The 25,204-nt window shown below is 51.1% G+C and carries 10 protein-coding genes and 1 pseudogene; 7 read left to right on the plus strand and 4 right to left on the minus strand.

What is annotated here, in order from left to right; translation table 11 throughout:
* Positions 1 to 184 (plus strand): annotated as a pseudogene (locus tag IQ256_RS02560) (hypothetical protein); the annotation flags it as partial.
* 90 nt (positions 185 to 274) lie between these two features.
* On the opposite strand, the gene IQ256_RS02565 reads toward IQ256_RS02560, so the two are convergent.
* The 3 genes from IQ256_RS02565 to IQ256_RS02575 all read right to left on the minus strand — a co-directional run bounded on the left by IQ256_RS02565 (position 275) and on the right by IQ256_RS02575 (position 8,106).
* Positions 275 to 2,065 carry a bifunctional diguanylate cyclase/phosphodiesterase gene (locus IQ256_RS02565; protein ID WP_193853967.1) on the minus strand — a complete coding sequence of 597 codons (1,791 nt, stop codon included), beginning with the start codon at positions 2,063 to 2,065 and terminating at the stop codon, positions 275 to 277.
* A 364-nt stretch (positions 2,066 to 2,429) separates the two neighbouring features.
* A complete protein-coding gene (locus IQ256_RS02570) occupies positions 2,430 to 5,195 on the minus strand; it encodes an AAA family ATPase (protein WP_193853968.1) in 2,766 nt (921 codons plus the stop codon).
* 148 nt (positions 5,196 to 5,343) lie between these two features.
* The gene (locus tag IQ256_RS02575; protein WP_193853969.1) at positions 5,344 to 8,106 is read right to left on the minus strand and encodes a caspase family protein; all 2,763 of its coding nucleotides are present in this window, start codon (positions 8,104 to 8,106) and stop codon (positions 5,344 to 5,346) included.
* Positions 8,107 to 8,895: 789 nt separating this feature from the next.
* On the opposite strand from IQ256_RS02575, the gene IQ256_RS02580 reads away from it, so the two are divergent.
* The 3 genes from IQ256_RS02580 to IQ256_RS02590 all read left to right on the plus strand — a co-directional run bounded on the left by IQ256_RS02580 (position 8,896) and on the right by IQ256_RS02590 (position 18,021).
* Positions 8,896 to 12,741 (plus strand): caspase family protein, encoded by a 3,846-nt coding sequence (locus IQ256_RS02580; protein WP_193853970.1) that lies wholly within the window; start codon positions 8,896 to 8,898, stop codon positions 12,739 to 12,741.
* Positions 12,742 to 12,817: 76 nt separating this feature from the next.
* A complete protein-coding gene (locus tag IQ256_RS02585) occupies positions 12,818 to 17,299 on the plus strand; it encodes a caspase family protein (protein ID WP_193853971.1) in 4,482 nt (1,493 codons plus the stop codon).
* Positions 17,300 to 17,727: 428 nt separating this feature from the next.
* Positions 17,728 to 18,021, plus strand: coding sequence for a hypothetical protein (locus IQ256_RS02590; RefSeq protein WP_193853972.1), 294 nt, complete (start codon positions 17,728 to 17,730; stop codon positions 18,019 to 18,021).
* Between the two features lie 129 nt (positions 18,022 to 18,150).
* On the opposite strand, the gene hisD is transcribed toward IQ256_RS02590, so the two are convergent.
* Positions 18,151 to 19,449 carry a histidinol dehydrogenase gene (gene hisD, locus IQ256_RS02595; RefSeq protein ID WP_193853973.1) on the minus strand — a complete coding sequence of 433 codons (1,299 nt, stop codon included), beginning with the start codon at positions 19,447 to 19,449 and terminating at the stop codon, positions 18,151 to 18,153.
* A gap of 295 nt (positions 19,450 to 19,744) precedes the next feature.
* Here hisD and rpsT point away from each other — a divergent pair, with 295 nt between their 5' ends.
* The 3 genes from rpsT (at position 19,745) to rpoB (ending at position 25,065) form a co-directional block, all read left to right on the plus strand.
* On the plus strand, positions 19,745 to 20,149 hold the full coding sequence (gene rpsT / locus IQ256_RS02600; RefSeq protein ID WP_193853976.1) for a 30S ribosomal protein S20: 405 nt from the start codon (positions 19,745 to 19,747) through the stop codon (positions 20,147 to 20,149).
* Between the two features lie 50 nt (positions 20,150 to 20,199).
* Positions 20,200 to 20,997, plus strand: a complete 798-nt coding sequence (locus IQ256_RS02605) for a TatD family hydrolase (protein ID WP_193853978.1) — start codon at positions 20,200 to 20,202, stop codon at positions 20,995 to 20,997.
* Between the two features lie 615 nt (positions 20,998 to 21,612).
* Positions 21,613 to 25,065 carry a DNA-directed RNA polymerase subunit beta gene (gene rpoB, locus IQ256_RS02610; protein WP_193853980.1) on the plus strand — a complete coding sequence of 1,151 codons (3,453 nt, stop codon included), beginning with the start codon at positions 21,613 to 21,615 and terminating at the stop codon, positions 25,063 to 25,065.
* Positions 25,066 to 25,204: the final 139 nt, after the last annotated feature.

The following is a 25,204-nucleotide window of genomic DNA, read 5'->3' on the forward strand; positions in this document are numbered from 1 at the left end:
ACCCAATAAGGATTCTCGACACATGGCTATTGTTCTAGCACTACTAATCATCGGCTGGCTGGTTGCATTTGCAGTAGGTGCTCAAGCTGGATTTGAAACTCCTCTAGAGCCTGCTCAGCCTTCCGTTCAAGCTACTCAACCTACGACTGCTAACCCTTACGGCAATTCAGCTTCTGCGGCGTAGGTTTTGACACCATAGGTTTTGATTCGGCTGGACTCGTTAGACATGGGCCAACCGAATCGACTTCAATCAGATTAACCAAGTAGATCTCAATCAGGCAGATGCTGACTGTATCCAGTTCACATCTGTCTGATTTCGTTTTTGGATGAATTCGAGGGCCGCTGCTGGTGTCATCGGTCTAGCAAAGTAAAAGCCTTGAATGTTGTAGCAGCCAAGCGATCGCAACCCTGCTAGCTGCGCTTCAGTTTCCACACCTTCAGCCACAATATCTAGACCTAAGTTATTTGCTAAATCGATAATCGTCCGAACAATTTCCGTGTTCTCACCTCTAGAGCCGATGTGCTGAACAAAAGAGCGGTCGATCTTAATCAAATCAATCGGCAATTGCTGCAGTCGGCTCAAAGAAGAGTATCCGATGCCAAAATCATCAATACATAGCCCTATCGCTAGCGCCTTGAGCTGTTCGAGCACCTGAACAGCTTCTTGAGAATTTTTCATAATGGCTGTCTCGGTAATCTCTAGCCATAGCAGGTCTTTCGGCAGCCCAGTGTTGGCTAGAGCTGATTCTACCTGCTGTGCTAGATTACGCTGGGCTAGCTGACGAGCTGATAGGTTGACATGGACTTTGATTGGATAGCTGTTGTGGAGCTGCTGCTGCCATTGAAAGACCTGCTGACAAGCTGTCTGAAGAACCCAATCGCCAATGAGCGTGATTACGCCTGTTTCTTCCATAACTGGAATGAATTCGCCCGGCGAGATCGGGCCATATTGGGGATGGGTCCATCGAATTAATGCTTCTACCGCAACAACCTGGCCTGTTTTAATGTTGATTACGGGCTGATAGTGCAAGCTGAGTTCTCTTCGTTCTACCGCGAACTGGGCCTGGGTAGCCATTTTCCACAGCGCCACGGCTCGCTCGTGCATGGTTCGATCGAAAGTGGCATAGCAGCCACCGCCCTGTCCTTTGGCGTGATAGAGCGCTGTATCAGCGTTGCGGAGCAGATCGCTAGACTGCTCATACCCCGCATCGCTACAGGCAACGCCGATGCTGATGTTGGCAAATACTTCGTAGCTACCGATCTGGAAAGGGCATTTGAGCGTATCGTGAATGCGATCGCACACCTTGATGGTCTCATCCAATCCATCGATCTCTTCTAGCAGAATGGCAAACTCGTCTCCCCCTAGGCGTGCCAAAGTATCATACTGACGAATACAAGCTTTTAATCGTCCGCTCAATGCTGTCAGCAACTGGTCGCCAATTGAGTGACCCAAACTATCATTGATCACCTTGAATCGGTCGATATCGAGCAACAAGACCGCACACTGCACGCTGCCGCTATGCTCTAGCCAAGCCACCGCCTGTTCTACTTTGTCTACAAACAAAGCTCGGTTCGCCAAGCCTGTTAGCCCATCGTAAAAGGCGCGATGACGAAGCTGCGCCTCCATCCACTTTTGCTCTGTTAGATCGACTACCTGTAACAAGAAACAGATAGACCGCTGCTGGCTATCGTGTATCAAAGTCACAGTCGAACATACGGTCAGCGGCTTTTCTTGTTTGGTCCAGTGGCGAGTCTCAATCTGAAAGTATTGCCGCTCCCCTGAGAGTAGCTGCTCGCTTAACGCCTTCAATACAGACACATCGTCTGGATGAGTCAAGCGGGTAAACGATCTCGAAACTAGCTCCTCTTCGGCATAGCCTACTGCCTCACAAAAGCTTCTATTAGCGCTGAGGAATCGTCCGTTTAAGTCTAAAACCGTCATACCGATTGGTGACAGCTTAAATATCTGCTTGAGTGCCTTCGTATTCAGTGAGCTGGCTGAAGCAGGACTATTTAGAGAGGCTGATAGTGACTGTGTAAGTGCCGCGCTCGGGTTGTTTTTCATAGACGAGACAAATAAGCGGCCACAGGTAAACGGATTACAGGTATAGCAACCGTCCTGATTCAGTAGGACGACTGCGAGTCATATTGCCTGCGGTATCTTAGCAGTGTCAGCTAATAAGAGTGACCTCAGCAATGTGATAGATGCTATTGACAGGTCTGCCGCAAACAAAGCTGCAAAGAGGTGATTAGACGCTGACTGCTCAGACTCTTACAATGGTGCCCTGAGTTGCTGATGCATTCTCTTCTTCGATTAAAGAATCCTGATGTATGAGCTAAGCAAGGGTAAACTGGCTCGATTAGGCGATCGCAGCATGTCTCTGGCTCTGTTTTGCTATTCCACAGTGCCTGAGGACTAAGTCGAGCTATCAATCGGCTTCTCTTTCAACTGTGATCACTGTCTCAGTGACCTGCTCAAAGGTATCGTCATGGCTGATCACAAATAGCTGTTTAAATGATTTGATTCGGGCGATCGCCTCTGCTAAGCCCGCGCGCCTGGGGCGATCCATGTTGGTCGTCGGCTCATCAAAGAAAGCCACATCAATATCGGCCAGCACTTTTAGTAATGCTAGTCGAACCGCCAGCGCCGCACACATTTGCTCACCGCCAGATAGATTGATAAACCGCCGAGTATGTGCCCCTTCTTGCACGGTGATTTCGTAGTCAGCGCTCCAAACCAAGGCTACATTTGCCCGGCCTAACAGCTCACGAAACAGGCGGTCAGCTTCTCTAGAGATATTCTGCACATAGCGCTCGGTAATTCTCGGCCCAGCTTCTTTGTAAACTTTACGGGCGTAGTTGATAAACCGTTTAAGGCGATCGCGCTCTTTGATCTCCACTTGGGCCTGATCGCGTTTCTCTGCGGTGGCCTTCATCTGTTCGATCTGAGCGGTGAGCTCTGTGAACCGCTGCTTAAGCTGAGGCAAACTGCCTTTCAGTCGATCGGCCTGGGAATTCACATCTGCGTATTGTTTATCAAGGATTGTGAAAGTATTTGGGTCAAAGTCTTGGGTGAGAACGGCAAGTTGCTTGTCTACACTGTCCTTTTGCGATTGACTTTGCTGACGGATCAGGGCTATAGCCTCATTCTCGACCTGCAAAGAGCCTACCTGCTGAGCCGCCTGTTGATTTTGCAAGTGCAGCAGGTAGCCGGCCTGATGGGTCTGTCGCAGCTGCTGTTGGGCCTGAAGCTGCTCGTCTAGGTGAGCAAAAGCTTTCAGTTCAGAGGCGATCGCCTCTAGCTGCTGCGTCCCTGCCGTTCGAGTCGCGTTCAGCGTTTTATACTGCTGCTCTACTGCGCCTTGCTGCGTTAGGTCTCGCTCAATTAGCTGCTGCTTGCCCTTGGGGTTGTCTAATCGTCGAAGCTGTTCTTCTACTTGTGCTAGAGAATGCGTAACGGGGTCTTCTGTAGCTAGCTGCTGAGTCAATTCACCGAGCTGCTGAGCGATCTGTTGTTGTTGTTGGATCAGCTGAGTTTGTTTGGCTTCTTGGGCTGGCAGGCTAGCTAGCTGAGCGCCTTGCTTATAGGCTTGCGTGATCTGAGACTGTAGCGTTTTACTTTGTTTTTTCAGATGGCTTTTATCTGTCTGCTGAGTCAAATCTGCCAAGATACTATCGATATGAGCGAGCATCTCTTTGGATAAGAGACCGCCCTGGAATAGAGCGTCTTTGATCGGTGCGATCGCTTCCCCACTCAATTCGTCAATCTGCCGCGCCCAGCTATCCAAAGTCTTCAGCGCATCCACTACCTGATGCCGGTACTCGTCTTGGCTAGATCTTCCCTTATCTAGCATTGCCTGAATCTCTTGTTTAAACTGCTGTGCGGCGGCAACCCGGCTGAGCTGCTCTTGAAGTCGGGCTAGCTGATTCTCCCACAGCCCAATATCTTTCTGATTCTCTTTCAATCCGTTCAGACGAACTATCTCGCTGTCGACCTGCTTCGCTTCCTGGATGCTGCGCTCCTGCTGTTGTTTTAGCGCCTTGCGCTGTATGCGAATGCTTGCAAAGGTCTGTATCTGTTGCTGTAGACTACCGCGCTGAGTTTCTAACTGCGATTGCGATTCTAGCGCAGTCGCCAAAGACTTTAACTCTTCCTTTGCCGCAGCAAACTGTTCTAGTTTAGCGTCTAACCGCGAAAGCTCCTGCTGACTTTGAGAGAGTGACTGTTGGATAGTTTGCTGCTGCTGACTGAGCTGCCCTCTAGCTTTGCCTGCTTCAGTCAGTTGTTTGATCTGTTGTTCTATAGCTAGAAACGCTTCGTAACTAGACCGATGCGTCTGGCAGATATCAGCAGCCTGCTGGGCTTGGGTTAGCGAGGTGATTATGCGCTTGTGCGTCTGCTCTTGTCCTTCAATTTGGCTATTTAACTGCTGTTGCTGCTGGCGCAATTGCTGAATCTGTTCGGTTTGAGCAATTAACTGCTGACGCTGCTCGAAGAGAGCGGTTCGCTGGGTCTCTAGCCTAGCTAAATGGCTTTCTCCTTGAGCAATCTCGGATTGAAGCTGCTGGTGTCGGTTTTGTAATTCATCCCAACTTTGCAGCGATTCTTCATATTGTTCGACCAGATCTTTTAGCCTTTGTACCTGCGCCTCCGCATATTTTCTTAGACTGCTGCTCTGGCGATAGGTTTCTCTGTATTCTTCTACCTTCAAGATAGTGTCAAAAATTGGCTTTCGCTTCTCAGTTGATAGCAAAAAATCGGCAGTAAATGTACCTTGAGGAACGCCGATGGTATTAGCGAATAGCTGTCCTAAATCAGTTCCAGGGGCAACGCCCAAGTTTTGTCTGAGCCAGGGCAAAACTTCGTCTTTGGTGCGGGTGTAGGGAAGTTTTTCGGCGAGCTGAGGATCGAAAAGAGTATAGCCATGAGTAGTAGAGCGCTGAACTTCGTAGGTACGGCTGTCGCGGCTAGAAATGAATACGACTCTGACCTGGGCGCTGCTAGCGCCATTACGAATGAGATCTTCTTTCTTGTAGCTGCCTTGGTAGTTGAATAATGTCCATGCGATCGCTTCTAGAATGCTGGTCTTTCCGGCACCGTTTTCGCCGCAGATGGCGTTTGTCCCTGGCTGAAAATGAAACTGCTGTTCTTTGTGCGTTTTGAAATTTGTGAGCGCAACTGAAAGGATCTGCATTCTGCTATTAGCGTAGGATCGAGCTTACGCCTAGCATAGACGATTTACCTATTGCCGATTCATTCGCGACTAATTCGCTAAGCTCTAGCACTTAAGTGCCGATACTGAAGAGCTTGTTCATCTAAATGATTGAGCTAATGTGATTAAGCTAATTAGGCGCTGACTCATCCAAAATAGTCATTTGTTGAAAGTTTATAGGTGATAGTGAGTCTAGTGCTTGGCTAGGTGAAATATACCAAACCTCTACTTCCTCTGCTGGATTGGATAGGGAAGGCATTCTACCAGCGGACACCACCACATAATTACTGTCGGCAATCTCAGGGCCAGCAATCTCAGGGCCAGCAACATTAGGTGTAAGCGCTTTAGGTGAAAGGGTCTGAGATGAAGGGGGCTGTGTACTTTCGGGTGATCTTTTCCGCTGCCACGGACCTAGGGAGTCAGCAGGTGATGGAACTTTGGGAGTAGGCGACTGCATCTCTACAGGTGTGGGAACTCGTGGCTGAGGGGGAAGCGCCCATCGACTGACTATGGAGGCAGCTATACCCGCTAGCAGTGCAATCGGAATGAGCATGCTGGTGCGAAGCTTTAGGCGGCCTTGGATTCTGCGACTAGTGGCGATGAAGTCTTGGGAAAGATCGGAGAGCTCGCTTCTGTGTAGCTGGGCAAAAGCGATCGCCTCTTGAAGCTGAGTGCCACCCAGCAGATATTCGGCCCCTTTCGGTCTTTGACGCGCTGCCCATTCCCAGGCGCTGCGCTCTAGCCGCCTCTGCTGACGAAGCACGCTGCGAGACTCTGAAAGCCAAGTTCGTAGCAGATCCCAATCATTTACTAACGAATCATGCACAATCTCTACTGTCCTCGGTGAGCTCAGTAAAGGCGTAGAGCTCGAAGATAGATTGTTTAAGAACCAAGTCTTTAGTGGGGAAGTGTCATCTTGCTGAACCTGCCAGGCGGCGGCTGGTATCTGTAGCCCTGGCTCAGCGCAGCAGCTAGTGGATAGCATTGCCTGTGAAATCACAATCAGCCTTTCTGCTGACAGCTTATCCAAGGTGCAGTCGATCAGCTCAGCCGGAAAGTATTCGTTGATTAGCTCAGTGCGAAATGCGCGCCGGCGATGATCGGCGCGGCCCTCTCCTAGCTCACAAACTGCCAGAAAAATGCGCCTGGCCGCTCGCTGCATCTCTTCGCTTAGCCCTTTGTAAACCTCGGTGGCCCGTAGTGTCATTACTCGTTTAACGCCACCCAGGTTCATATAGCTTTCCATAGTCAGCGTGGGTGTACCTGTAGCGCTACTGCCTGCGAAATTATCGTTTCGAGTGCGCCACAGCTCTAGCAAAGTTTGCTGTAGCAAAGCTAGTTCACCAGGGGCACCACTGGTATCGAGCAGCAGGGTATAGAGCAAGTTCTCGTCTATTTTTAAGCCCATTTTCTCGGCAGGCTTTTGCACGACTTCCTTAGTTTGCTCGTAGCTCATGGAAGTGACTAGCACGGTATTTTTGTCGACTAACGTCTTTAGCTCCGGGTAGTCGAGTAGTGCATCGCTTGCGTCTGCTCTCATGCCAATGACGACGCCCAGCGGAATACTAGGATCTTCTAATGCCTTTAACAAGCAGCGAATAAAGAGCTGTTTTTCTACGATAGCTTCACTGCTGATCTCGGGCGCGAATAGCTCTTCAAACTGGTCGATAATGAGCCATAGCTTGGATAGAGAGGGAATAGAGGTCTGACCTGGCTTCATCAGTGCGGCGCGAATGATCTGGCCTAATCCCTCACCTGCTTGGTCACGCAGTAGTCGTTCGGCCTGATGCATCTGTTCAGCCCGCTGAATGCTGTCTACATTGGTTGAAGTGAAGGCGGCGGCAAGGGCTTTTAGTGGTTGCTGGGTGGGGGTAATTAGCTTGAGCGTCCAGCTATCACTACCAGGGATGCGATCGCCTTTGCGTAGATGATGCATCAAACCCGCTCTTAGTAGCGAAGTTTTACCACTGCTAGAAGCGCCGACCAAAGCACAAAAATTGCCCGATTCTATCTTGTCTAAAAGCGCCTGCGTCAGCGCATCGCGTCCAAAGAAGTAGTCAGCGTGGGCCTCATCAAAAGCAGACAGCCCACGATAAGGGCAAAAGCCGAACGACATCTGCTTGAGTCTAGCTAGCGTACTGATTGGCGTTTTTGAGAAAGCGGCTTTGAGTCCGCTGACGCGAGTGAGCACAATCTCGCTGCCCGAACTTTCAAACAGGGGTTGCTGTAGTTCGCCTCGCAGCTTCTGGCTAACATGCTCAGTAAGACTATAGTTACTGATTTTGCCGCCCTGCTGTTCATAGGGATTGAGCCCTGAGAGCAGCGCCTTAGTAAAGACACTGTGCTGTCCTTCTAGCGCCTCGTAGGCTGACTCATATTCTCTAGAGGCCGCCATGAAGAGACGATCGGTTCCCGGTCTAGCACCTGGATCAGCATCTCTAAAAGTGAGTAGTTCGCCGCTATGACAACAGTCTAAGATGACTACAATCTGTCGCACGGGGCTATTTTGCAACAGTCTTCTCAGCCAGTCTAGAGAGATACCAAAGTTACCCTGTCCGGGGTTGGTATCGCTCGTAGCTAAATAGCCTTCTTGGATACCTGCTTCGCGCTGCAGGCCATGCCCTGAAAAGTAAAAGAGTGCCGTCGCTGGAATGCTCTTACCCTTAGGCTTGAATAGTTTTATCAGGGCACTTTCTAGCATTTGGGTAGTCAATCCACTTCGCTGCCCAACGACAGGGCGTTTTTGCTTAATTACCTCTGGCAGGCGCTGTACGCGAAACTCGCCCTGTGCCTGTAACCGAGCGGCAACTGCCTCTGCGTCTGCCGCCGAAGCACTGAGTGCAGGCAGGGCCTGATATTGATTAATACCTACGACTAATGCGTCTCGTGACATGTGTAGAACACCATAGTGACAGATGGAGAGCGCAGTAGTAGAAAACTCCGATCGCTCGCACAAACATTGTCAGCATCGCTCTAATAATCAACTTGTTAATCAAATAGTCAATCAACTTCAGTTAATTAGAGAAAATACATTAAAGAAGTTTGCCTTCCAAAAAGATACACAAACTCACAAGATAGTAGCTAGAGGAGTGTTTCCCCTCAGCCGCTATAGAACAGAAAAAATTGGTGAGTTAGTCCTGAATAACCTTAATGAAAATCACTGAAATTGATATTTTAAAAACAAGTATTGTTGATGTATATTTGTCCCTTTTAGAGGTAAACGCGGAGGTCTAGGCTCGTTTGTCGCTAACTGATTGCGTGTATGTACAAAGTTAGGAGAGACCTAGTCGGCAACAAATCAATTATTCTTGTTATTACGTAAGCCAAACGGCTGACTTTGGAAACTAAATGAAAGTTCCGTATAAAAGATAAGCAATTGGGTTACAAAAATAGATTACGCATCTACTCATACCTACAAATCATCAATTAAAGTTGGTTAATGCCCATCGGACTGTTTCTCCCTAACCCGCTCTCTACACTCCCCTTCGAGCTGCTCTTCTAAGCCGTGCTTCGAACAATGGCTGTCTAGGTAAGGTCTCGAGAGGGATACGAAGTGCGTTTTCCCACTAGCGCCTGTGAAAGATGCATACCCAAAACAAGGCAGCCGTATGGTAGTTAGGGAGAACTTTGGGGGCTGATAGCAACCACCGACTGAACTACTGCTGTTAATGAGATAAGACCCATGGCCCGAAATCTGTATGCGCTTTTGGTGGGAATCAACCAGTATGATGCGCGATCGCGTGTTCCTCACCTACGTGGCTGTGTCAATGATATTCAGGGCATTCAGTCTTATCTGGAAGGACGGGTCGCAGCGGATGATTTCGACCTTCACTTACAGGTTCTAACGGATTCGCAGGCAACTCGCCAGGGTATCATCGACGGATTTCGGCGGCACCTGTCGCAGGCCAAGCGCGACGATGTGGTCTTGTTTTACTACGCCGGGCATGGGGCCCAGGCAAAAGCGCCGGAACCTTTTTGGCCGATATCGCCTGATCGGATGATGGAAACGCTGGTCTGCTACGACAGCCGAATTGATCAAGAGCACTGGGATCTAGCAGATAAAGAACTGGCGCAGCTAATTGCCGAGGTCGATCAGGGTAAGCCGCATATTGCGGTGGTGCTAGACTGCTGTCATTCGGGTTCGGGCACTAGGGACGCTGGCCTAGAGGCGCTGCCAGCAGGTGGCAAAGTAGCCACTCGCAGAGCTGATATCGATTATCGCGATCGCCCCCTAGACAGCTTTTTGCTCAGTCCGGCTGAGGCGACAGCGTTAACCGCTGGCGCTAGTACGCGCAGTCTGACGGCGTCGCCCATGCAAATCCAGTTGCCGACCGGGCGGCATGTGGTGCTCTCGGCCTGTAGCAATATTGAAGAGGCCAAAGAATATCACGGCAGCGGCAGCCCTCGTGGTGCATTTTCTCACTTCTTGCAAGAATCGCTGAATCGGGCAAACGGCGGCTTGAGCTATCGAGATTTGTTCAAGCGAACCAATGCTCTGATCCGTAGCGGCGTTCCGGCTCAGTCTCCCCAGATGGAGGCAACGCATTCTGAAGATTTGGATCAGCCGTTTTTGGGCGGGGCGATCGCGCCAACGCCTCCTTACTTCACGCTTAGCTACCGTCAGGACTATGGCTGGAGTATTGACGGCGGCGCGATTCATGGCCTGCCTTCGCCTACAGGCGGCGAGACCACCGTATTAGCCATCTATCCATTCGATGCTGACGCCGACCAGATGAAAGCTGTGTCGCAGGCGATCGCTCAGGTCAAGCTCACTCAGGTTCTAGCTCAGCTCGGCACAGTTAGTAATAGCGACAACAGCAGCGAGTCTGCTTTCGCAGATCGCTGCAATACTTTCAAGGCAGTGATCATCAGCTCACCGATGCCGCCACTACAGGTATATATAGAAGGCGATGCGACAGGGATCGAAGCCCTGAAGCAGGCGATCGCATCGCTTGGCCCCAGTGGATCGACCTCTCTATACGTTCAGCCCATTGACCAAATTGACGGCGCAGCGTTTCGGGTGCTGGCGCAGGATGACATCTATACCATTGCTTCTCCAACCGATGGGCGAGCGCTAGTGACACCCGTGCGCGGCTATGACAGTTCAAGTGCGACCAAAGTCGCTCAAAATCTGGAGCACATTGCCCGTTGGAAGACGATTGCTGAGCTTTCTAGCCCCGCTAGCAGCCGAATTCAAGGCGCAGTAACGCTCAAGATTTATACAGGCACAGAACCCACACCCGAAGCGGCCAAAGAAATAAAAAGCTCGCAGATTCGCCTAGACTATCGCTACGATGCGGTCAAGCAAAAATGGATAGCGCCCAAGTTTAGGGTCAAGCTACACAACACTAGTAACCAGACGCTCTATTGCTCATTCTTTTATCTCAACGAACGGTTCAAGGTCGCTCCGATTAAGCCAGACGGTGTGGCTAGTCTGGTGCGCCTGTCGCCCGATCAAGAAATTTGGTTTGCTAATGGCGCGGCGCTGACTGGCAGTGTGGCTGATAGCCTTTGGCAGCAGGGGATTACGGAATGTCACGATATTTTGAAGCTGATTGCCTGTACGGCTGAATTTGATCCGACGCTGATGAGGTTAGGTGAGCTAGGTCTGCAGCCAGTGAGTGGAGGGACGCGATCGCTTGGCAGCAAACAGAGCAGTAGTCTAAATCGGCTGATGCAGCGAGTAAACACCCGCGATATCAGCTTTGATGGTGAAGAAGAAATCTACGATGACTGGGTGACAAACCAGATTGGATTCACCTTTGTGCGGCCCCAGCCTTCGACCCCAGTTAGTCGCACTCAGCCCACGGCGGCGGGGGCAGGTGTCACGATTCAGCCTCATTCAGCGCTCAGCGCCAATGTCCGGCTCACCACCGTGCCACAGTCTACTCGCGATTTGGGCAGCTTCATTTTGCCGCCAATCTTGCAAAACGCCGAAGCTCTCCAGTTTACGCAGAGCCGAGCTAGCGATCCAGGATTGAGCGCGATTGAGCTGAGCGATTTGGGCGATGCGGCGGCGGTGACGCCTACGAATCCATTAGTGATAGAGGCGCAGGTGCCGCTAGCCGAGGATGAATACGTACTGCCGATCGCGCACGATGGCGAGTTTTATCTACCGCTAGGCTATGGCAAGTCTGAAAATGGCCAGACCAAAATTGTGATTGAGCGGCTAACAGAGCCGATTAGCGAGGGCAATCGCAGCGTTACTGGCTCGGTGCGAATCTTCTTTCAAAAAATTGTTGCTAAGAAGCTAGGGCTAGATTTTGAGTATCCCTTGCTGGCGATCGCACAGTTAGAAAAAGCCGCCGAGCCTGCGTCAGCTAGAGCAGCAGCGACCAAAGTCACCTACCTGCGCGAGGTGGAAGACGTCAAAGCCCAGGTCGCCACCGCTAAAACAATTGCTGTCTACATTCATGGCATCTTTGGCGATACCGAGAGCATGCTGCCCAGCCTAGAGACGGCTGTCGCTGCCCTAGAAGATGACCGCACGTCTATCGGCGAACTCTACGATCTGGTCTTGGCGTTTGACTACGAGAATCTAAACACCACCATCGATCAAAACGCGCGGCTGCTAAAAGAACGATTAGAAGCCGTCGGCCTTCAGGCAGGTCATGGGAAAACGGTTCATCTCATCGCCCACTCTATGGGTGGATTAGTCTCTCGCTGGTTTATTGAGCAAGCAGGCGGTAAAGACATGGTGAACCATCTGATTATGTTGGGCACCCCCAATAGCGGATCGCCTTGGCCGCAGGTACAGGCTGGGGTCACAGCAGCCGTGTCGTTTGCCCTTAACGGATTATCGCTGGTGGCAACGCCATTGAAGATCCTTGAAAGTCTGCTGAAGCGAATTGAAGCAGTAGACGTCTCGCTCGATCAAATGCAGCCAGGGTCCGACTTTCTAGCAGAGATTGCTAAGTCTCCTGATCCAGGTATCCCCTACACCCTGATCGTCGGTAATACATCGCTAGTGAAATCAGAAGCTCAGACTCTAAGGGAAAAGATTATGCAGCGGCTAGGGAAAATAGTGGAACTGCCCTTCTTCAAGCAGCCGAACGATATTGCGGTGTCAGTGAGTAGCATCGTGGCCATACCCGAAGGGCGATCGCCTGCCCCTATGCAGATACCGACTGCCTGCAATCATCTAGAGTACTTTGTTCACCCGGCGGGTCTGGCCTCACTGAAAACTGCCGTCATCAGCACAGGTATTTGTCCTAACCAAACAGTTTCTAAGACAAACCTACCTGAATCGAACCCATCTGAATTAGACGAACGCGAGCCGGATGCTTCCCCTTTTTTCCCTGAGCAGGCAGATACCGAGCAGACAGATGCTAAGCAGGCAAGAGCCGATCAATTAACAACAGAAGAACAGACAACAACAGAAAACACGAAGTCCACTCGCGCTTTTTCTAAGCTGTGGATTGTAGGAATTGCAGCTTTGCTGCTAGCGGCGGGCGCGATATTCGTACTGGCTCCAAGACCCGCAGCTACCCCAACAGTTCCTGAGTTTACTGCGCCAGAGCTGGATTAGTTGAGCTAGACCAACTGTGCATAAGTAGCTGGGCTCGGAAGCAAACAGATCATCAAGACAATGAGGTCATATTCAGATGAGCGAATTGGATTTTGAGCGAAGTCTTGCAGTTGTTATTGGTATTGACCGCTATAGCCAGGGCATTGCGCCGCTGCAAACCGCCGTCTTGGATGCGACTGCGATCGCCAATCTCCTCAGCGCCGATCACGGCTACAGCACAACGCTAATCACCGACCAAGACGCCACCAATCACAATCTCACCACGCTCTTCTACCAGACGCTGCCTCAAGCGATAAAGCCCAACGATCGCCTGCTTTTTTACTTTGCAGGGCACGGCATTGCGCTCAATGGCGAAGACGGCCCGGAAGGATTCTTGATTCCACAAGACGCTAGGCTAGGCGACATCCAGACCTACCTTTCTATGGTGAAGCTACAGCAGGCGCTCAGCGATCTGCCCTGTCGTCACTTTCTCGCTTTTTTCGACTGTTGCTTTTCCGGCGCTTTTCGCTGGTCTAGTACTCGTGATATCAGCGTTGTGCCCGAAGTCATTCATCAAGAGCGTTACGAACGGTTTTTGATCGATCCGGCCTGGCAGGTGATTACGTCTACTGCCTATGACCAAACCGCACTTGACGCTTTCACATTTCAAGACGCTCGCGGCCAGCAAGGGAAGCACTCTCCTTTTGCCTTGGCGCTGCTAGAAGCACTAGCGGGCGAAGCCGACGCTTTACCGCCTGCGACCAGCCGTCAGCCAAAAGGCGATGGCATTATTACGGCGACAGAGCTGTATCTGTATTTGCGCGATCGCATCGAACCAGCCACCCACCAAGCCGATCGCCGTCAAACGCCCAGCCTCTTCCCCTTGGGCAAACACGACAAAGGCGAATATATTTTCTTCACGCCTAACCACCCGCTGAATCTTCCTCCAGCGCCTCCTCTAGATCGAACTCAAAATCCCTATCGAGGATTAGAGTCTTTTGATGAAGAGCATGCAGATCTGTTTTTTGGTAGAAGCGATCGCATCACCGAATTAAAGCAACAGGTTATCGGCCATCCGCTTACTGTCGTCATCGGCCCGTCTGGTAGCGGCAAATCTAGCCTTGTCAAAGCGGGCCTCTTACCTCAGCTTCGATCCGATTCGACTTGGCAAGTCGTTGGCCCTTTTCGTCCCAGCGCCGAACCGCTAGAAGTACTGTCTGAGATTGTCCGAGAGATATCAAACAGTGAAATATTAAACAGTGAAATATCAGGTGGTAAAGAATCGAACAGTCCGAGCGGCCTGCCTGAGAATGGCCTGTCTGTTGCTATCAAATCTTGGCAGAAGACTCATCCCCAGCAAAAACTGTTGATCATTATCGATCAGCTTGAAGAACTACTCACTTTAGGCAGCAGTGAAACAGCGCGATCGCACTTTTTTCGAGTTTTAGCCAACGCTCTCCCGCACTTCCCTACAGTCCTACGCCTCGTCTTCACCCTCCGCGCTGACTTCGAGCCTCACTTCCAATCTTCTACTCCACTTGCCTCTTATTGGTCTGCCGCCCGGTTCATCCTGCCGCCGATGTCTCGCGCCGATCTCAGAGAGGCGATCGAGCAGCCGGCTAGCGCTAAAGTCATGTACTTTCAGTCTGACGACGCCCGCCATCCCCTAGTTGAACAAATTATCAACGAGACTGCCGATATGCCGGGTGCCTTACCGCTGCTCTCATTCACGCTCAGCGAGCTGTATATCAAGTTTCTTGAACGACAGCATATCGCCCAGCAGCACGGCACCACTATTGACCGCGCTATTCTCGAAGTCGATTACAAAGCGATCGGAGGTGTTGTCCGCAGCCTCACCCAGAGAGCAGACCAAGAGTACGACGAGCTCGTCCAACAGGACGCGGCCTACGCTCATACCATCCGCAACGTGATGTTGAGAATGGTCGCTATTAGCAGTGGAGAAGCGACTCGCCGCCGGGTTCCGCTTTTTGAACTAGCGTATTCAGGGGCTGAAAACGAACGCGCTCAGCAAGTGATCCGAGCCTATTCAACCGCCCGTCTGCTGGTAGAAGGGCAAGATCTGACTGGGCAACCCTATGTAGAGCCCGCACACGATGCTTTAGTAAGCGGTTGGCAAAGGCTGCTCACCTGGCAACGAGAAGAAGAGAACCTCGCCCTCCAGCGCCGCCTGACACCCGCAGCCCTAGACTGGCAAAAAGAACAAAAGCCTCGCTTCTTATGGAACGCGGATCCCCGCTTAGAGTTAGTCCGACAGATCGCCAACGCACCCAGACACTGGCTCAACCAGCTAGAAACAGAATTCGTCCAGCGCAGCGTTGCCAGAAAAAAGCTAAACGGTCGGCTAAGAGTCGGTGGAACCTTAGTCATCATCTCCCTACTCAGCGCTGGGCTACTGGCCGCATTAATTGGCCAGCGTCGCTCTATCGTTGAAGAAGCACGGTTTTCCAAAGAATCCGCTCGACTAAACCTCGGCCAAAATCATTCGCTTGAAGGGCTGACCTACAGCCTTTTGGCTGGAGACTCTCTTCAACACCCATTGTTGAGATGGGTCCAGCCAGAGCAAGCACTCCAAAACCAAGTACAAGGAACGCTTCAGTGGGCAATATTCAACGTTAAAGAACAGAATCGCCTGACTGGAAGTTCTGGCCCGGTGCGTAGCCAGTGGAGCCCGGATGGAACTAAGATTGTCACGGCAGGCGAAGACGGGTTGATTCAGGTTTGGGACGCTGTCAAACAAGAAAGCATTCAGTGGCAAGCCGACAGCCAGGGAATACGGCTAGCCAGGTTTAGTCCAAATGGGCAGTGGATTGCAACAGCGGGGACAGGTGGAACAGTCGCGCTTTGGACCCTAGCCGGAGAGAAACTAGCAGAGTTTGGTGGGCATGAAGGTATTGTCAGCTATGTTGCTTTTAGCCTTGACGGTCAGTGGCTAGCGAGCATAGGCAGAAATGGAGAACTGTTCTTGTGGGATTTACGACAAGGCCAAGATCCTTTAGAGCTATCTCGTTCAGAGCCATGGGCCAGCTGGCAGGTAGAGTCTGATCGGGCAAAGAGCGTCTATTTTCATCCTCAGCGTCCGTGGCTGATCACCACCGATCTAGAAAGCATTAAGCTGTGGAGCTATCGAGGAGAGCTGATTCGAGCCTTTGAACAGCATGCATGGTCGGCGGTGTTTACCCCCGATGGTCGCCAGATCGTAGCGGCAGGAGACGATGGCCAAGTCGGCGTTTGGAATGTGGAAACAGGCGATCGCGCTCGACTTTGGCCCGCCGATCGCCAGCGCCTCTGGAATCTGACGCTTAGCCCTGATGGTCGCCAGATTGCCACTGCTGGAGAAGACGGCATTGTCAAACTATGGACGTTTTCAGGAGAGCTAATTACTCAGCTTCGCAATCATACGGGGCCGGCTCGCAGCGTCAGCTTTTCACCGGATGCCAAACAGATAGCGAGCGCTGGAGACGACAGCACTACCCGCATTTGGACCACCCAAAATCAAGCGCTTTTAAGCATTGCTAGACCCACCAATGCCAGTAAAAGATTTCGGCTAGCGATCGGTGGCACTCGGCTAGTGAGCGGCAGCGGCGACGGCAAGCTGTTGTTTTGGCCGCTCGGTAGTGGCTCTCGTAGCTCTCTTGATGATCAACCTATAAGACCAACAGAGATAGAACTCCCTGAACTTGAGACCAGACCAGCTATCCAAGATATCGATATCGATGCAACTGGAAACATAATAGTTACCTTGAGCGCTGATGGAAGTGGCGCGATTCGAGACTTAGCTGAGCCCGAAAAGGCGACGATTTTTCGACTGCCCGATATCGCGACAACAGATAGTATTGCCCTCAGCCCTGATAGTAACCAGCTCGCACTCAGCGTTCAAGGGAAAGACATCTTAGTTATCGATAGAACGAACGGACAATCGCAAACACTGAGTAGTAGAGAATCCATTCGCCAACTGGCCTTTAGTCCCGATGGAAATCGGCTAGCGATCGCCAGTGCTAATGGACTGATCGAACTGTGGGACACGCGCACCTGGCAAATCAGCGGACGATTGCAAGAACATGTTGGCGATGTCAATAGCATTGCGTTTAGCCCAGCAGAGACCAGTTGGCTCGCTAGCGCCGGCACGGACGGAACGGTGCGGCTGTGGAATACGAAGACAAACAGATCTATCGGATCGCCGCTGCAAGTGTATGGTCAATCTGTAGTGGCAGTGAGATTTAGCCCGAATGGAGAAACGATCGCGAGCGGCGATCGCACAGGTGCTATCCAGCTTTGGAACGCGGCAGAACAAGACCAGATCGCTGCCTGGCAGGCTCATCCAAAAGAAGTACAAGATATTAGATTTAGCCCTGATGGCCAGAAACTGATTACCGCTGGAGCCGAGGGTGCTATTGACGTTTGGGCGCTAGACTCTTTTGAAGAGTTAATGGAGAGAGGGTGCGATCGCATTCGCAACTTCCTCACTGCCCAAGAAAGTAGAACAGAAGATAGAACCCAAGACAGCCTCCAGAGCATCGAACAAAGTGTCAATAATCTCTGCCAACGTTCTCCCCTTTAGCGTCCGCCGTAGAAGCGCTTGATCGTTCGGCTGCAAAGCGCCATAGCAGCGGCGCGAAGAGAGAGTTGTCGTACGGCGTTAGAGAATGCCTACCAAGAGATCGAATGCCTACCGAGGTAAAGTGCGTGGGCTCTGCCTTCTCGAAGAGTACGTATCCGCGTTGTCCTACCACGCGATCGTCCCTCCTTCCATTGATTGTGGTAATCCTGCCGCTGTCTTCGATTCTTAGCATAAGCAGTGGCTCTCTAGAGCTCAGTGTATCTACTGATGCTATGTCCGTTATTTTGACACTGCTTGAACTACGGACAACTACCTACTTCATTGCAAAATTAAACTCCTATGACGCCAGTGCTAAGCTCCCATTCTCTTTGACCTGAACCTGTTGGAGGTAGGGCACACAGAAAATAGAGAATACAGACTACGAACCAATGAGTACAATGCGGCTGGTCAACGATGAGCTCGAAATCAATCCACCTAACTGGGAGAGCGCACTGCATTTTTTAGACACCTTCACCTATTTAGAATCTGAGTTTGGCCTAGTCGACCTCGCCTCAACTGGCATGTTCGATTTATCACATCCGGTCACAGAGCAAGCGCTCGATCTGCCGAAAAACCTGCGCGCCATTCGCCAAAAAGCATCTTTATCGAAATTAGTATTGCGCTGGATTGCAGAAAATAAAGAGACGCTAGGAGACTATCCTCAAGCTTCGCAGCCTCAGTAGGTACCTGACATTTGAACCTCTGATAGCCTTAATCTCATAGCCTCAACGCTCAATAGTTTCCTAGAAAAAGCTACCAGCCAAATAGGCAAAACCAGGCAGTTAGAAAATTGAGGCTTAGCTGATAACAGTTTAGGGCTCTTCTACGCGCAGTCGCACCGAGTCCCCATGAGAAGGTAAGCCCTCAGCCCGAGTTAATATATCGATATCTGCGGCGACTTCCTTGAGTGCGCTACGACTGTACTGGATCAGGCTAGTGTGCTTCATGAAAGTTTCGGTGCTTAGAGGCGATGCATAGCGAGCCGCGCCTGATGTCGGCAAAGTATGGTTAGGCCCTGCTAAATAGTCACCGACTGCCTCTGGCGTATCGTGACCCAAGAAGATCGCGCCCGCCTGATTGATTAGAGGGAGCAAATCCCACGGATCTTCTACTTCTAGCTCCAAATGTTCTGGGGCAAAAAGATCGGAGAGCTTAGCAGCGGTTTCTAGCGTATCGACGACAATTGCAGCGCCGTAGTGTGCGATCGCCTTTTCTGTTAATGTCTGTCTCGGGTGCTGAGCTAGCTGCCGCTCCACTTCATCTGCCACGCCCTGGGCGATCGCGCTATCAGTCGTAATTAATACCGCCGCCGCCATCGGGTCGTGCTCTGCTTGGGCTAATAAATCAGCCGCCACATGTACCGGGTTGGCGCTGCTATCTGCAATCACCAACACCTCGGAAGGTCCGGCTAGTGAATCAATCCCGACCTTGCCGTACACGTGCTTTTTCGCCAGAGTCACGTAGATATTGCCGGGCCCGGTGATCACATCTACAGATGGAATAGTGTGGGTGCCATAGGCTAACGCTGCGATCGCCTGCGCCCCTCCAACCTGATAAATTTCTTCTACGCCAGCTTCCTGGGCTGCTACCAGCACCGATGGGCTAATCACCCCTGCTTTGCCGATCGGTGTCACCATCACCACCCGCTTCACCCCAGCTACTCGCGCCGGAATCGCATTCATCATCACCGTACTTGGATAGCTAGCCCGGCCACCCGGCACGTAGATCCCGGCTTTCTCGACGGGGGCATAGCGTTTACCCAGCACGACGCCGTTATCTTCAAAGCTCACCCAGCTTTTAGGTAGGCGCTGCTGATGAAACTTCTCTATATTGGTGCAGGCTTTACGAATTGCCTGCAGCAGATCTTGCGAAATTTGCTGATAGGCCGCGTCTAACCGAGCCCCGTCTACCTTCAACGTTGCCGTCGTTAGCTGCTGCCCATCAAACTTTTCGGTATAGTGCAGCAGCGCTTCATCCCCAGTTCGCTCTACGGCGTCCACGATTTCTTTGACCGTCGCTTCTGCATCCGCGACCTTTGCATCATGAGTGCGATCGCAAATACGTTGAAGTTCCGCTTTAGCATCACCTAGCTGGTTAATAATTCGCAGCATGTAAGACAAGAGAAAAGAGCAACAAGTCAAGCAAGGCAAACGGATAGCAACCACTCACCACTTTTCAATAGCTTAGCGCGGAACTACTGGGGCTAACCAGCCGACAGTTCAAATCACGCTCGACAGCTCAAATCCCATAGACCCACTTCACAACCGCCTTTCTAAAGCACTGTTTATTGAGCTATCAAGTCCTTGATGAGAAATTTTGAGCTGTCAAGTTTTGAATCTTCGGTGCTATAATCATTCATTCTGATAGTTTTACTGAATTGATATAAGGGCGGTTAGCGCAAGTAAAATGGCAAATACAAAATCTGCGATTAAACGCATTCGAGTTGCAGAGCGGAATCGGTTGCGTAACAAGGCATACAAATCAGCCGTAAAAACCTTGACCAAGCGATACCACGAGGCAATAGAAGCCAACGCCTCTAACCCCTCTGACGAAAACACTCAGCTGGTACAAGCAAGCATGTCAGCAGTCGTCAGCAAAATCGATAAAGCGGTTAAGCGCGGCGTGCTGCACAAGAACGCAGGCGCGCGGCGCAAATCACGCTTGGCCAAAGCGTTGAAAGCAACGGAGGGCACTGGTACCAATCCTGCTGCCGATACCGCTTCTACTGGTGGAAGTGCTGCTGGTGAGAATGCTGCGTCTGTTAGTGATGCATCGACGAACACCGAAACGGCTGAACTCGAAACAGCTTAAGGGGCTGAGTTTGACGTATATCTATTTGGTCTTAGATTTTTTGCTACCGTATGCGTCTTGTTGACACCCACGTTCATATCAACTTTGATTCTTTCGATGTCGATAGAGATGATGTTGCTGCGGCATGGAGAGAAGCAGGGGTCGCTCATCTGGTGCATTCCTGCGTTGATCCAAGTGAGTTTGAAAAGATTCAGGCGATCGCACAGCGCTACCCAGAGATCTCTTTTGCCGTTGGGCTTCATCCGCTTGATATGGATAAATGGAGCGACACGACCGCAGCAGAGATCACACGTCTGGCTCAGTCCGATGCAAAGGTGGTGGCGATCGGTGAAATGGGCCTAGATTTTTTCAAGGCCGACAATAAGGCGCTTCAGAAAACAGCCTTTACTGCTCAGCTAGAAGTTGCTCAGGCTTTGAATCTGCCAGTGATTATTCACTGTAGAGAGGCGGCTGAAGAGATGGCTGAACTGCTAGAGGCGTTCTTTGCTCAAAAAGGTAGCGTCAGAGGCGTGATGCACTGCTGGACAGGAAGCCCTAAAGAGACTCAGCGCTTTTTAGACTTAGGCTTTTTCATTAGCTTCAGCGGGATTGTCACCTTCAAAAGTGCCACGCAGGTCAAGGCTTCTGCAAAAATGGTGCCGAGCGATCGCATTCTAGTAGAAACCGACTGTCCGTTTCTTTCACCTGTGCCCAAGCGCAAAGAAAAACGTAATCAGCCAGCATTCGTCAGACACGTCGCCGAACATGTGGCCGAGCTAAGAGACATCCCTTTAGCTACTCTCGCCCAGCAAACGACTAACAACGCTCAGCAGCTATTTTCACTTCCTGCCGAGCTATCGACGCTATAGATGATGACGCCATAGATACCCTCCACATACAAAATACGCTTACCTACCCGAATCAGCCGACCTTATCAATCAAACATCTTGACATTCTGATAGTTTTGAGCTGCGTGTTTAGCTTATGATAGATAAGCAAAAAAATATTTTTTGATACGTCTGTAGGCTCTCTCATAACCCTTCCCCTAATAGAAAGACCTCAATATCCCCATTTATATAGGATACAAGCCTTGTATGTTAGCTGAAGCGAACGCCCATCATTTGCAAAGAACTGCCCCTTCTTATCCATTATTTGCTACCCCCATCCACGAATTCCCCTGACTTCTTTACTAAATGCAGGTGAGCTTCACAATTATTAATAATCCAAGTCGGCGCTTGCCTTTTTCTGTGAGCCTTGCCTTTTTTGTGGTTTTTGGCTTTGTGAGTTTTGGTTTTGTGAGCTTTGCTCTGCGACGGCTTCATGGGCGATCGCCCTTTCCCATGCATTTGCCCCCTCTTCTAGCTTGTTCTCTACAGACTTATTTTTCTACAGAGAGCTTCATTTTCCACAGACCAAATTATCCTTGTCTCTTTTTACCTTTGTAAACGCTTGCCTTTGCCCGGCGCGATTTTTTTGAGGAACGCATGACTGACCCTACTTTGACCACTGTTGATTCTACGCTGACTACCGTTGACTCTGTTGCCGTTACTCCTTCTGCTACTAATACGACGCCAGTCCATCTACTCCCCGATCTAGTCGAGATTCAAAGGGCTAGCTTTCGCTGGTTTCTAGGAGAGGGACTTGTTGAAGAACTTGAAAGCTTCTCCCCAATTACTGACTACACTGGCAAGCTAGAGCTTCACTTCTTAGGCAAAGACTATCGACTGAAGGCACCAAAGTACATGGTGGACGAGGCTAAACGCCGAGATAGCACTTACTCAGTACAAATGTACGTCCCTACCCGCCTAATTAACAAGGAAACGGGTGATATTAAAGAGCAAGAAGTGTTTATTGGCGATCTGCCACTGATGACCGATCGCGGTACGTTCATCATCAACGGCGCAGAGCGGGTCATCGTCAACCAAATCGTCCGTAGCCCCGGTGTCTATTACAAAGCTGAAACCGACAAGCACGGTCGCCGTACCTACACAGCCAACCTGATTCCTAACCGAGGGGCGTGGCTAAAGTTTGAGACCGATAAAAACGACTTGGTTTGGGTGCGTATTGACAAAACCCGTAAGCTTTCGGCGCAGGTCTTGCTGAAGGCTTTGGGTCTTAGCGATGGCGAGATTTTTGACTCCTTGCGTCATCCTGAGTATTTTCAAAAGACCATCGAAAAAGAAGGACAGTTCAGCGAAGAGGAGGCTTTGCTTGAGCTCTATCGCAAGCTACGTCCGGGTGAGCCGCCTACTGTCAATGGCGGTCAGCAGTTATTAGAGTCTCGTTTCTTTGATCCCAAGCGCTACGACTTGGGTAAGGTTGGCCGTCACAAGCTCAACCGCAAGCTGCGTTTGAACATTCCTGAATCCACTCGGGTGCTAACGCCTCAAGATATCGTTTCTGCAATCGACTACCTGATCAACCTAGAGTTTGATATTGGTAACCCCGACGATATTGACCACCTCGGTAACCGCCGCGTTCGTTCGGTTGGCGAACTATTACAAAATCAGGTTCGCGTTGGCCTCAACAGACTAGAGCGGATCATCCGTGAGCGCATGACTGTTTCGGATGCTGACTCTTTGACGCCAGCTTCTCTGGTCAACCCCAAACCGCTGGTTGCCGCCATCAAAGAATTCTTCGGCTCTAGTCAGCTATCTCAGTTCATGGATCAGACTAACCCCCTAGCTGAGCTGACTCACAAGCGTAGAATTAGTGCGCTTGGTCCAGGCGGTCTGACTCGTGAGCGAGCAGGTTTTGCCGTTCGAGACATTCACCCTTCTCATCACGGTCGTATCTGCCCGATCGAAACGCCTGAAGGTCCAAACGCGGGCTTGATTGGTTCACTAGCGACTCATGCCCGTGTAAATGATTTTGGCTTTATTGAGACGCCATTCTTCCCAGTAGTGAACGGTCAAATCGTCAAAGATAAGCCAGCCGTCTATATGACTGCTGACGAAGAAGACGATTTGCGCGTGGCTCCTGGCGATGTGCCAATTGACTCAGACAACAACATCCTGGGTGAATCGGTGCCGGTACGCTACCGACAGGACTTCACTGTGACCTCACCAAAAGAGGTCGACTATGTAGCAGTTTCTCCGGTGCAAATCATCTCGGTGGCAACGTCGCTAATTCCTTTCCTAGAGCACGACGATGCCAACCGAGCGCTGATGGGATCGAACATGCAGCGTCAGGCGGTGCCCTTACTACGTCCCGAAAGAGCGCTGGTGGGCACGGGCCTAGAAGCGCAGGCCGCTCGCGACTCAGGCATGGTGATCATCAGCCGCACAGACGGTGTGGTCAGCTATGTCGATGCCAACTGGATCAAGGTGACCGACTCAGAAGGGAAAGTCCATTCTTACGAACTGCAAAAATATCAGCGCTCAAACCAAGACACTTGTTTGAATCAGCGCCCCTTCGTTTTTGAAGGAACCAAGGTCGTGTCGGGTCAGGTGATGGCCGATGGATCTGCCACTGAGGGCGGCGAAATTGCCCTAGGTCAGAACGTACTGATCACCTACATGCCGTGGGAGGGCTACAACTACGAGGACGCTATTCTGCTAAGCGAGCGCCTAGTCTATGAAGACGTTTACACCTCTATCCATATTGAAAAATTTGAGATCGAGGCACGTCAAACCAAGCTGGGCCCTGAAGAGATCACTCGCGAAATTCCTAATGTCGGTGAAGATGCACTGCGTCAGCTAGATGAGACTGGCATTATCCGCGTGGGGGCGTGGGTTAGCTCTGGCGATATTTTGGTCGGTAAAGTCACCCCCAAAGGCGAATCGGATCAGCCCCCGGAAGAAAAGCTGCTGCGAGCTATCTTTGGTGAAAAAGCTAGAGACGTTCGTGACAACTCTTTGCGGGTGCCGAACGGTGAGAAAGGCCGTGTGGTTGATGTTCGGGTCTTCACTCGCGAACAGGGTGATGAACTGCCGCCGGGTGCGAACATGGTAGTCAGGGTCTATGTGGCTCAAAAGCGCAAGATTCAAGTGGGCGACAAGATGGCTGGTCGCCACGGCAATAAAGGGATCATCTCCCGAATTTTGCCGGTAGAAGATATGCCCTATCTGCCGGATGGCACCCCGATTGATATCGTGCTGAACCCGCTAGGCGTGCCTTCGAGGATGAACGTAGGGCAGGTGTTTGAAGCGCTGCTGGGCTGGGCTGGACAGAACCTAGATGCTCGGTTCAAGGTGACGCCGTTTGATGAGATGTATGGCGAAGAAGCTTCGCTAGAGACTACCCATGGCAAGCTACAGGACGCTCGCGATCGCAGTGGCAAAGACTGGGTGTTCAATCCTGATAACCCCGGCAAAATTCAGCTTTATGACGGTCGTACGGGTGAGCCTTTTGACCAGGAGGTCACGGTGGGTCAATCCTACATGCTGAAGCTAGTTCACCTAGTCGATGACAAGATCCATGCGCGCTCTACAGGTCCATACTCGCTGGTAACTCAACAGCCGTTGGGTGGTAAAGCTCAGCAAGGCGGTCAGCGATTTGGCGAGATGGAGGTCTGGGCGCTAGAGGCATTTGGCGCGGCCTATACCTTGCAAGAGCTGCTGACAGTGAAGTCCGACGATATGCAGGGCCGAAATGAAGCGCTTAATGCAATCGTCAAGGGTAAGGCGATCCCTAGACCGGGCACGCCTGAATCTTTCAAGGTACTGATGCGAGAGCTGCAGTCTCTGTGTCTAGATATTGCGGTTCATAAGCTAGAGACCCAAGAAGACGGGACTAGCCGCGATAGCGAAGTGGATCTGATGGCCGATGTGGGCAACCGCCGGACACCGTCTCGTCCAACTTATGAGTCGATCTCTAGAGAAGAACCGATGGGAACGGCTGGTGTAGCTGGCGCTGCGATCGCACCTTTGGGCTCTAGCACCGAAAGCAGCTCTCCAATTACGCCGCTAGAAGGTCAACCGTCGCAGCCACTGTAAAAGCGTGTGTAAAGGCGCAGAAGACACAGCCGATGAGCTTGATTTATGTGTGAAAGAAGGTCAGGCTCATTGGCTAGCGCCGACCATCAACTCGCCAGGGTAATTTGTCAGGGCAATTTGTAAGGGAATAGAAAGGAAA

This window comes from cf. Phormidesmis sp. LEGE 11477 (genome assembly GCF_015207105.1).
In the GTDB taxonomy this organism is placed as follows: domain Bacteria; phylum Cyanobacteriota; class Cyanobacteriia; order Phormidesmidales; family Phormidesmidaceae; genus Phormidesmis.

Excerpts from the sequence above, each read along its gene's own strand:
- IQ256_RS02570 (WP_193853968.1), bottom strand. The coding sequence starts at position 5,195 with ATGCAGATCCTTTCAGTTGCGCTCACAAATTTCAAAACGCACAAAGAA.
- IQ256_RS02605 (WP_193853978.1), top strand. The coding sequence starts at position 20,200 with ATGCGTCTTGTTGACACCCACGTTCATATCAACTTTGATTCTTTCGAT.
- IQ256_RS02565 (WP_193853967.1), bottom strand. The coding sequence starts at position 2,065 with ATGAAAAACAACCCGAGCGCGGCACTTACACAGTCACTATCAGCCTCT.
- IQ256_RS02580 (WP_193853970.1), top strand. The coding sequence starts at position 8,896 with ATGGCCCGAAATCTGTATGCGCTTTTGGTGGGAATCAACCAGTATGAT.
- IQ256_RS02585 (WP_193853971.1), top strand. The coding sequence starts at position 12,818 with ATGAGCGAATTGGATTTTGAGCGAAGTCTTGCAGTTGTTATTGGTATT.
- IQ256_RS02590 (WP_193853972.1), top strand. The coding sequence starts at position 17,728 with ATGAGTACAATGCGGCTGGTCAACGATGAGCTCGAAATCAATCCACCT.
- hisD (WP_193853973.1), bottom strand. The coding sequence starts at position 19,449 with ATGCTGCGAATTATTAACCAGCTAGGTGATGCTAAAGCGGAACTTCAA.
- IQ256_RS02575 (WP_193853969.1), bottom strand. The coding sequence starts at position 8,106 with ATGTCACGAGACGCATTAGTCGTAGGTATTAATCAATATCAGGCCCTG.
- rpoB (WP_193853980.1), top strand. The coding sequence starts at position 21,613 with ATGACTGACCCTACTTTGACCACTGTTGATTCTACGCTGACTACCGTT.
- rpsT (WP_193853976.1), top strand. The coding sequence starts at position 19,745 with ATGGCAAATACAAAATCTGCGATTAAACGCATTCGAGTTGCAGAGCGG.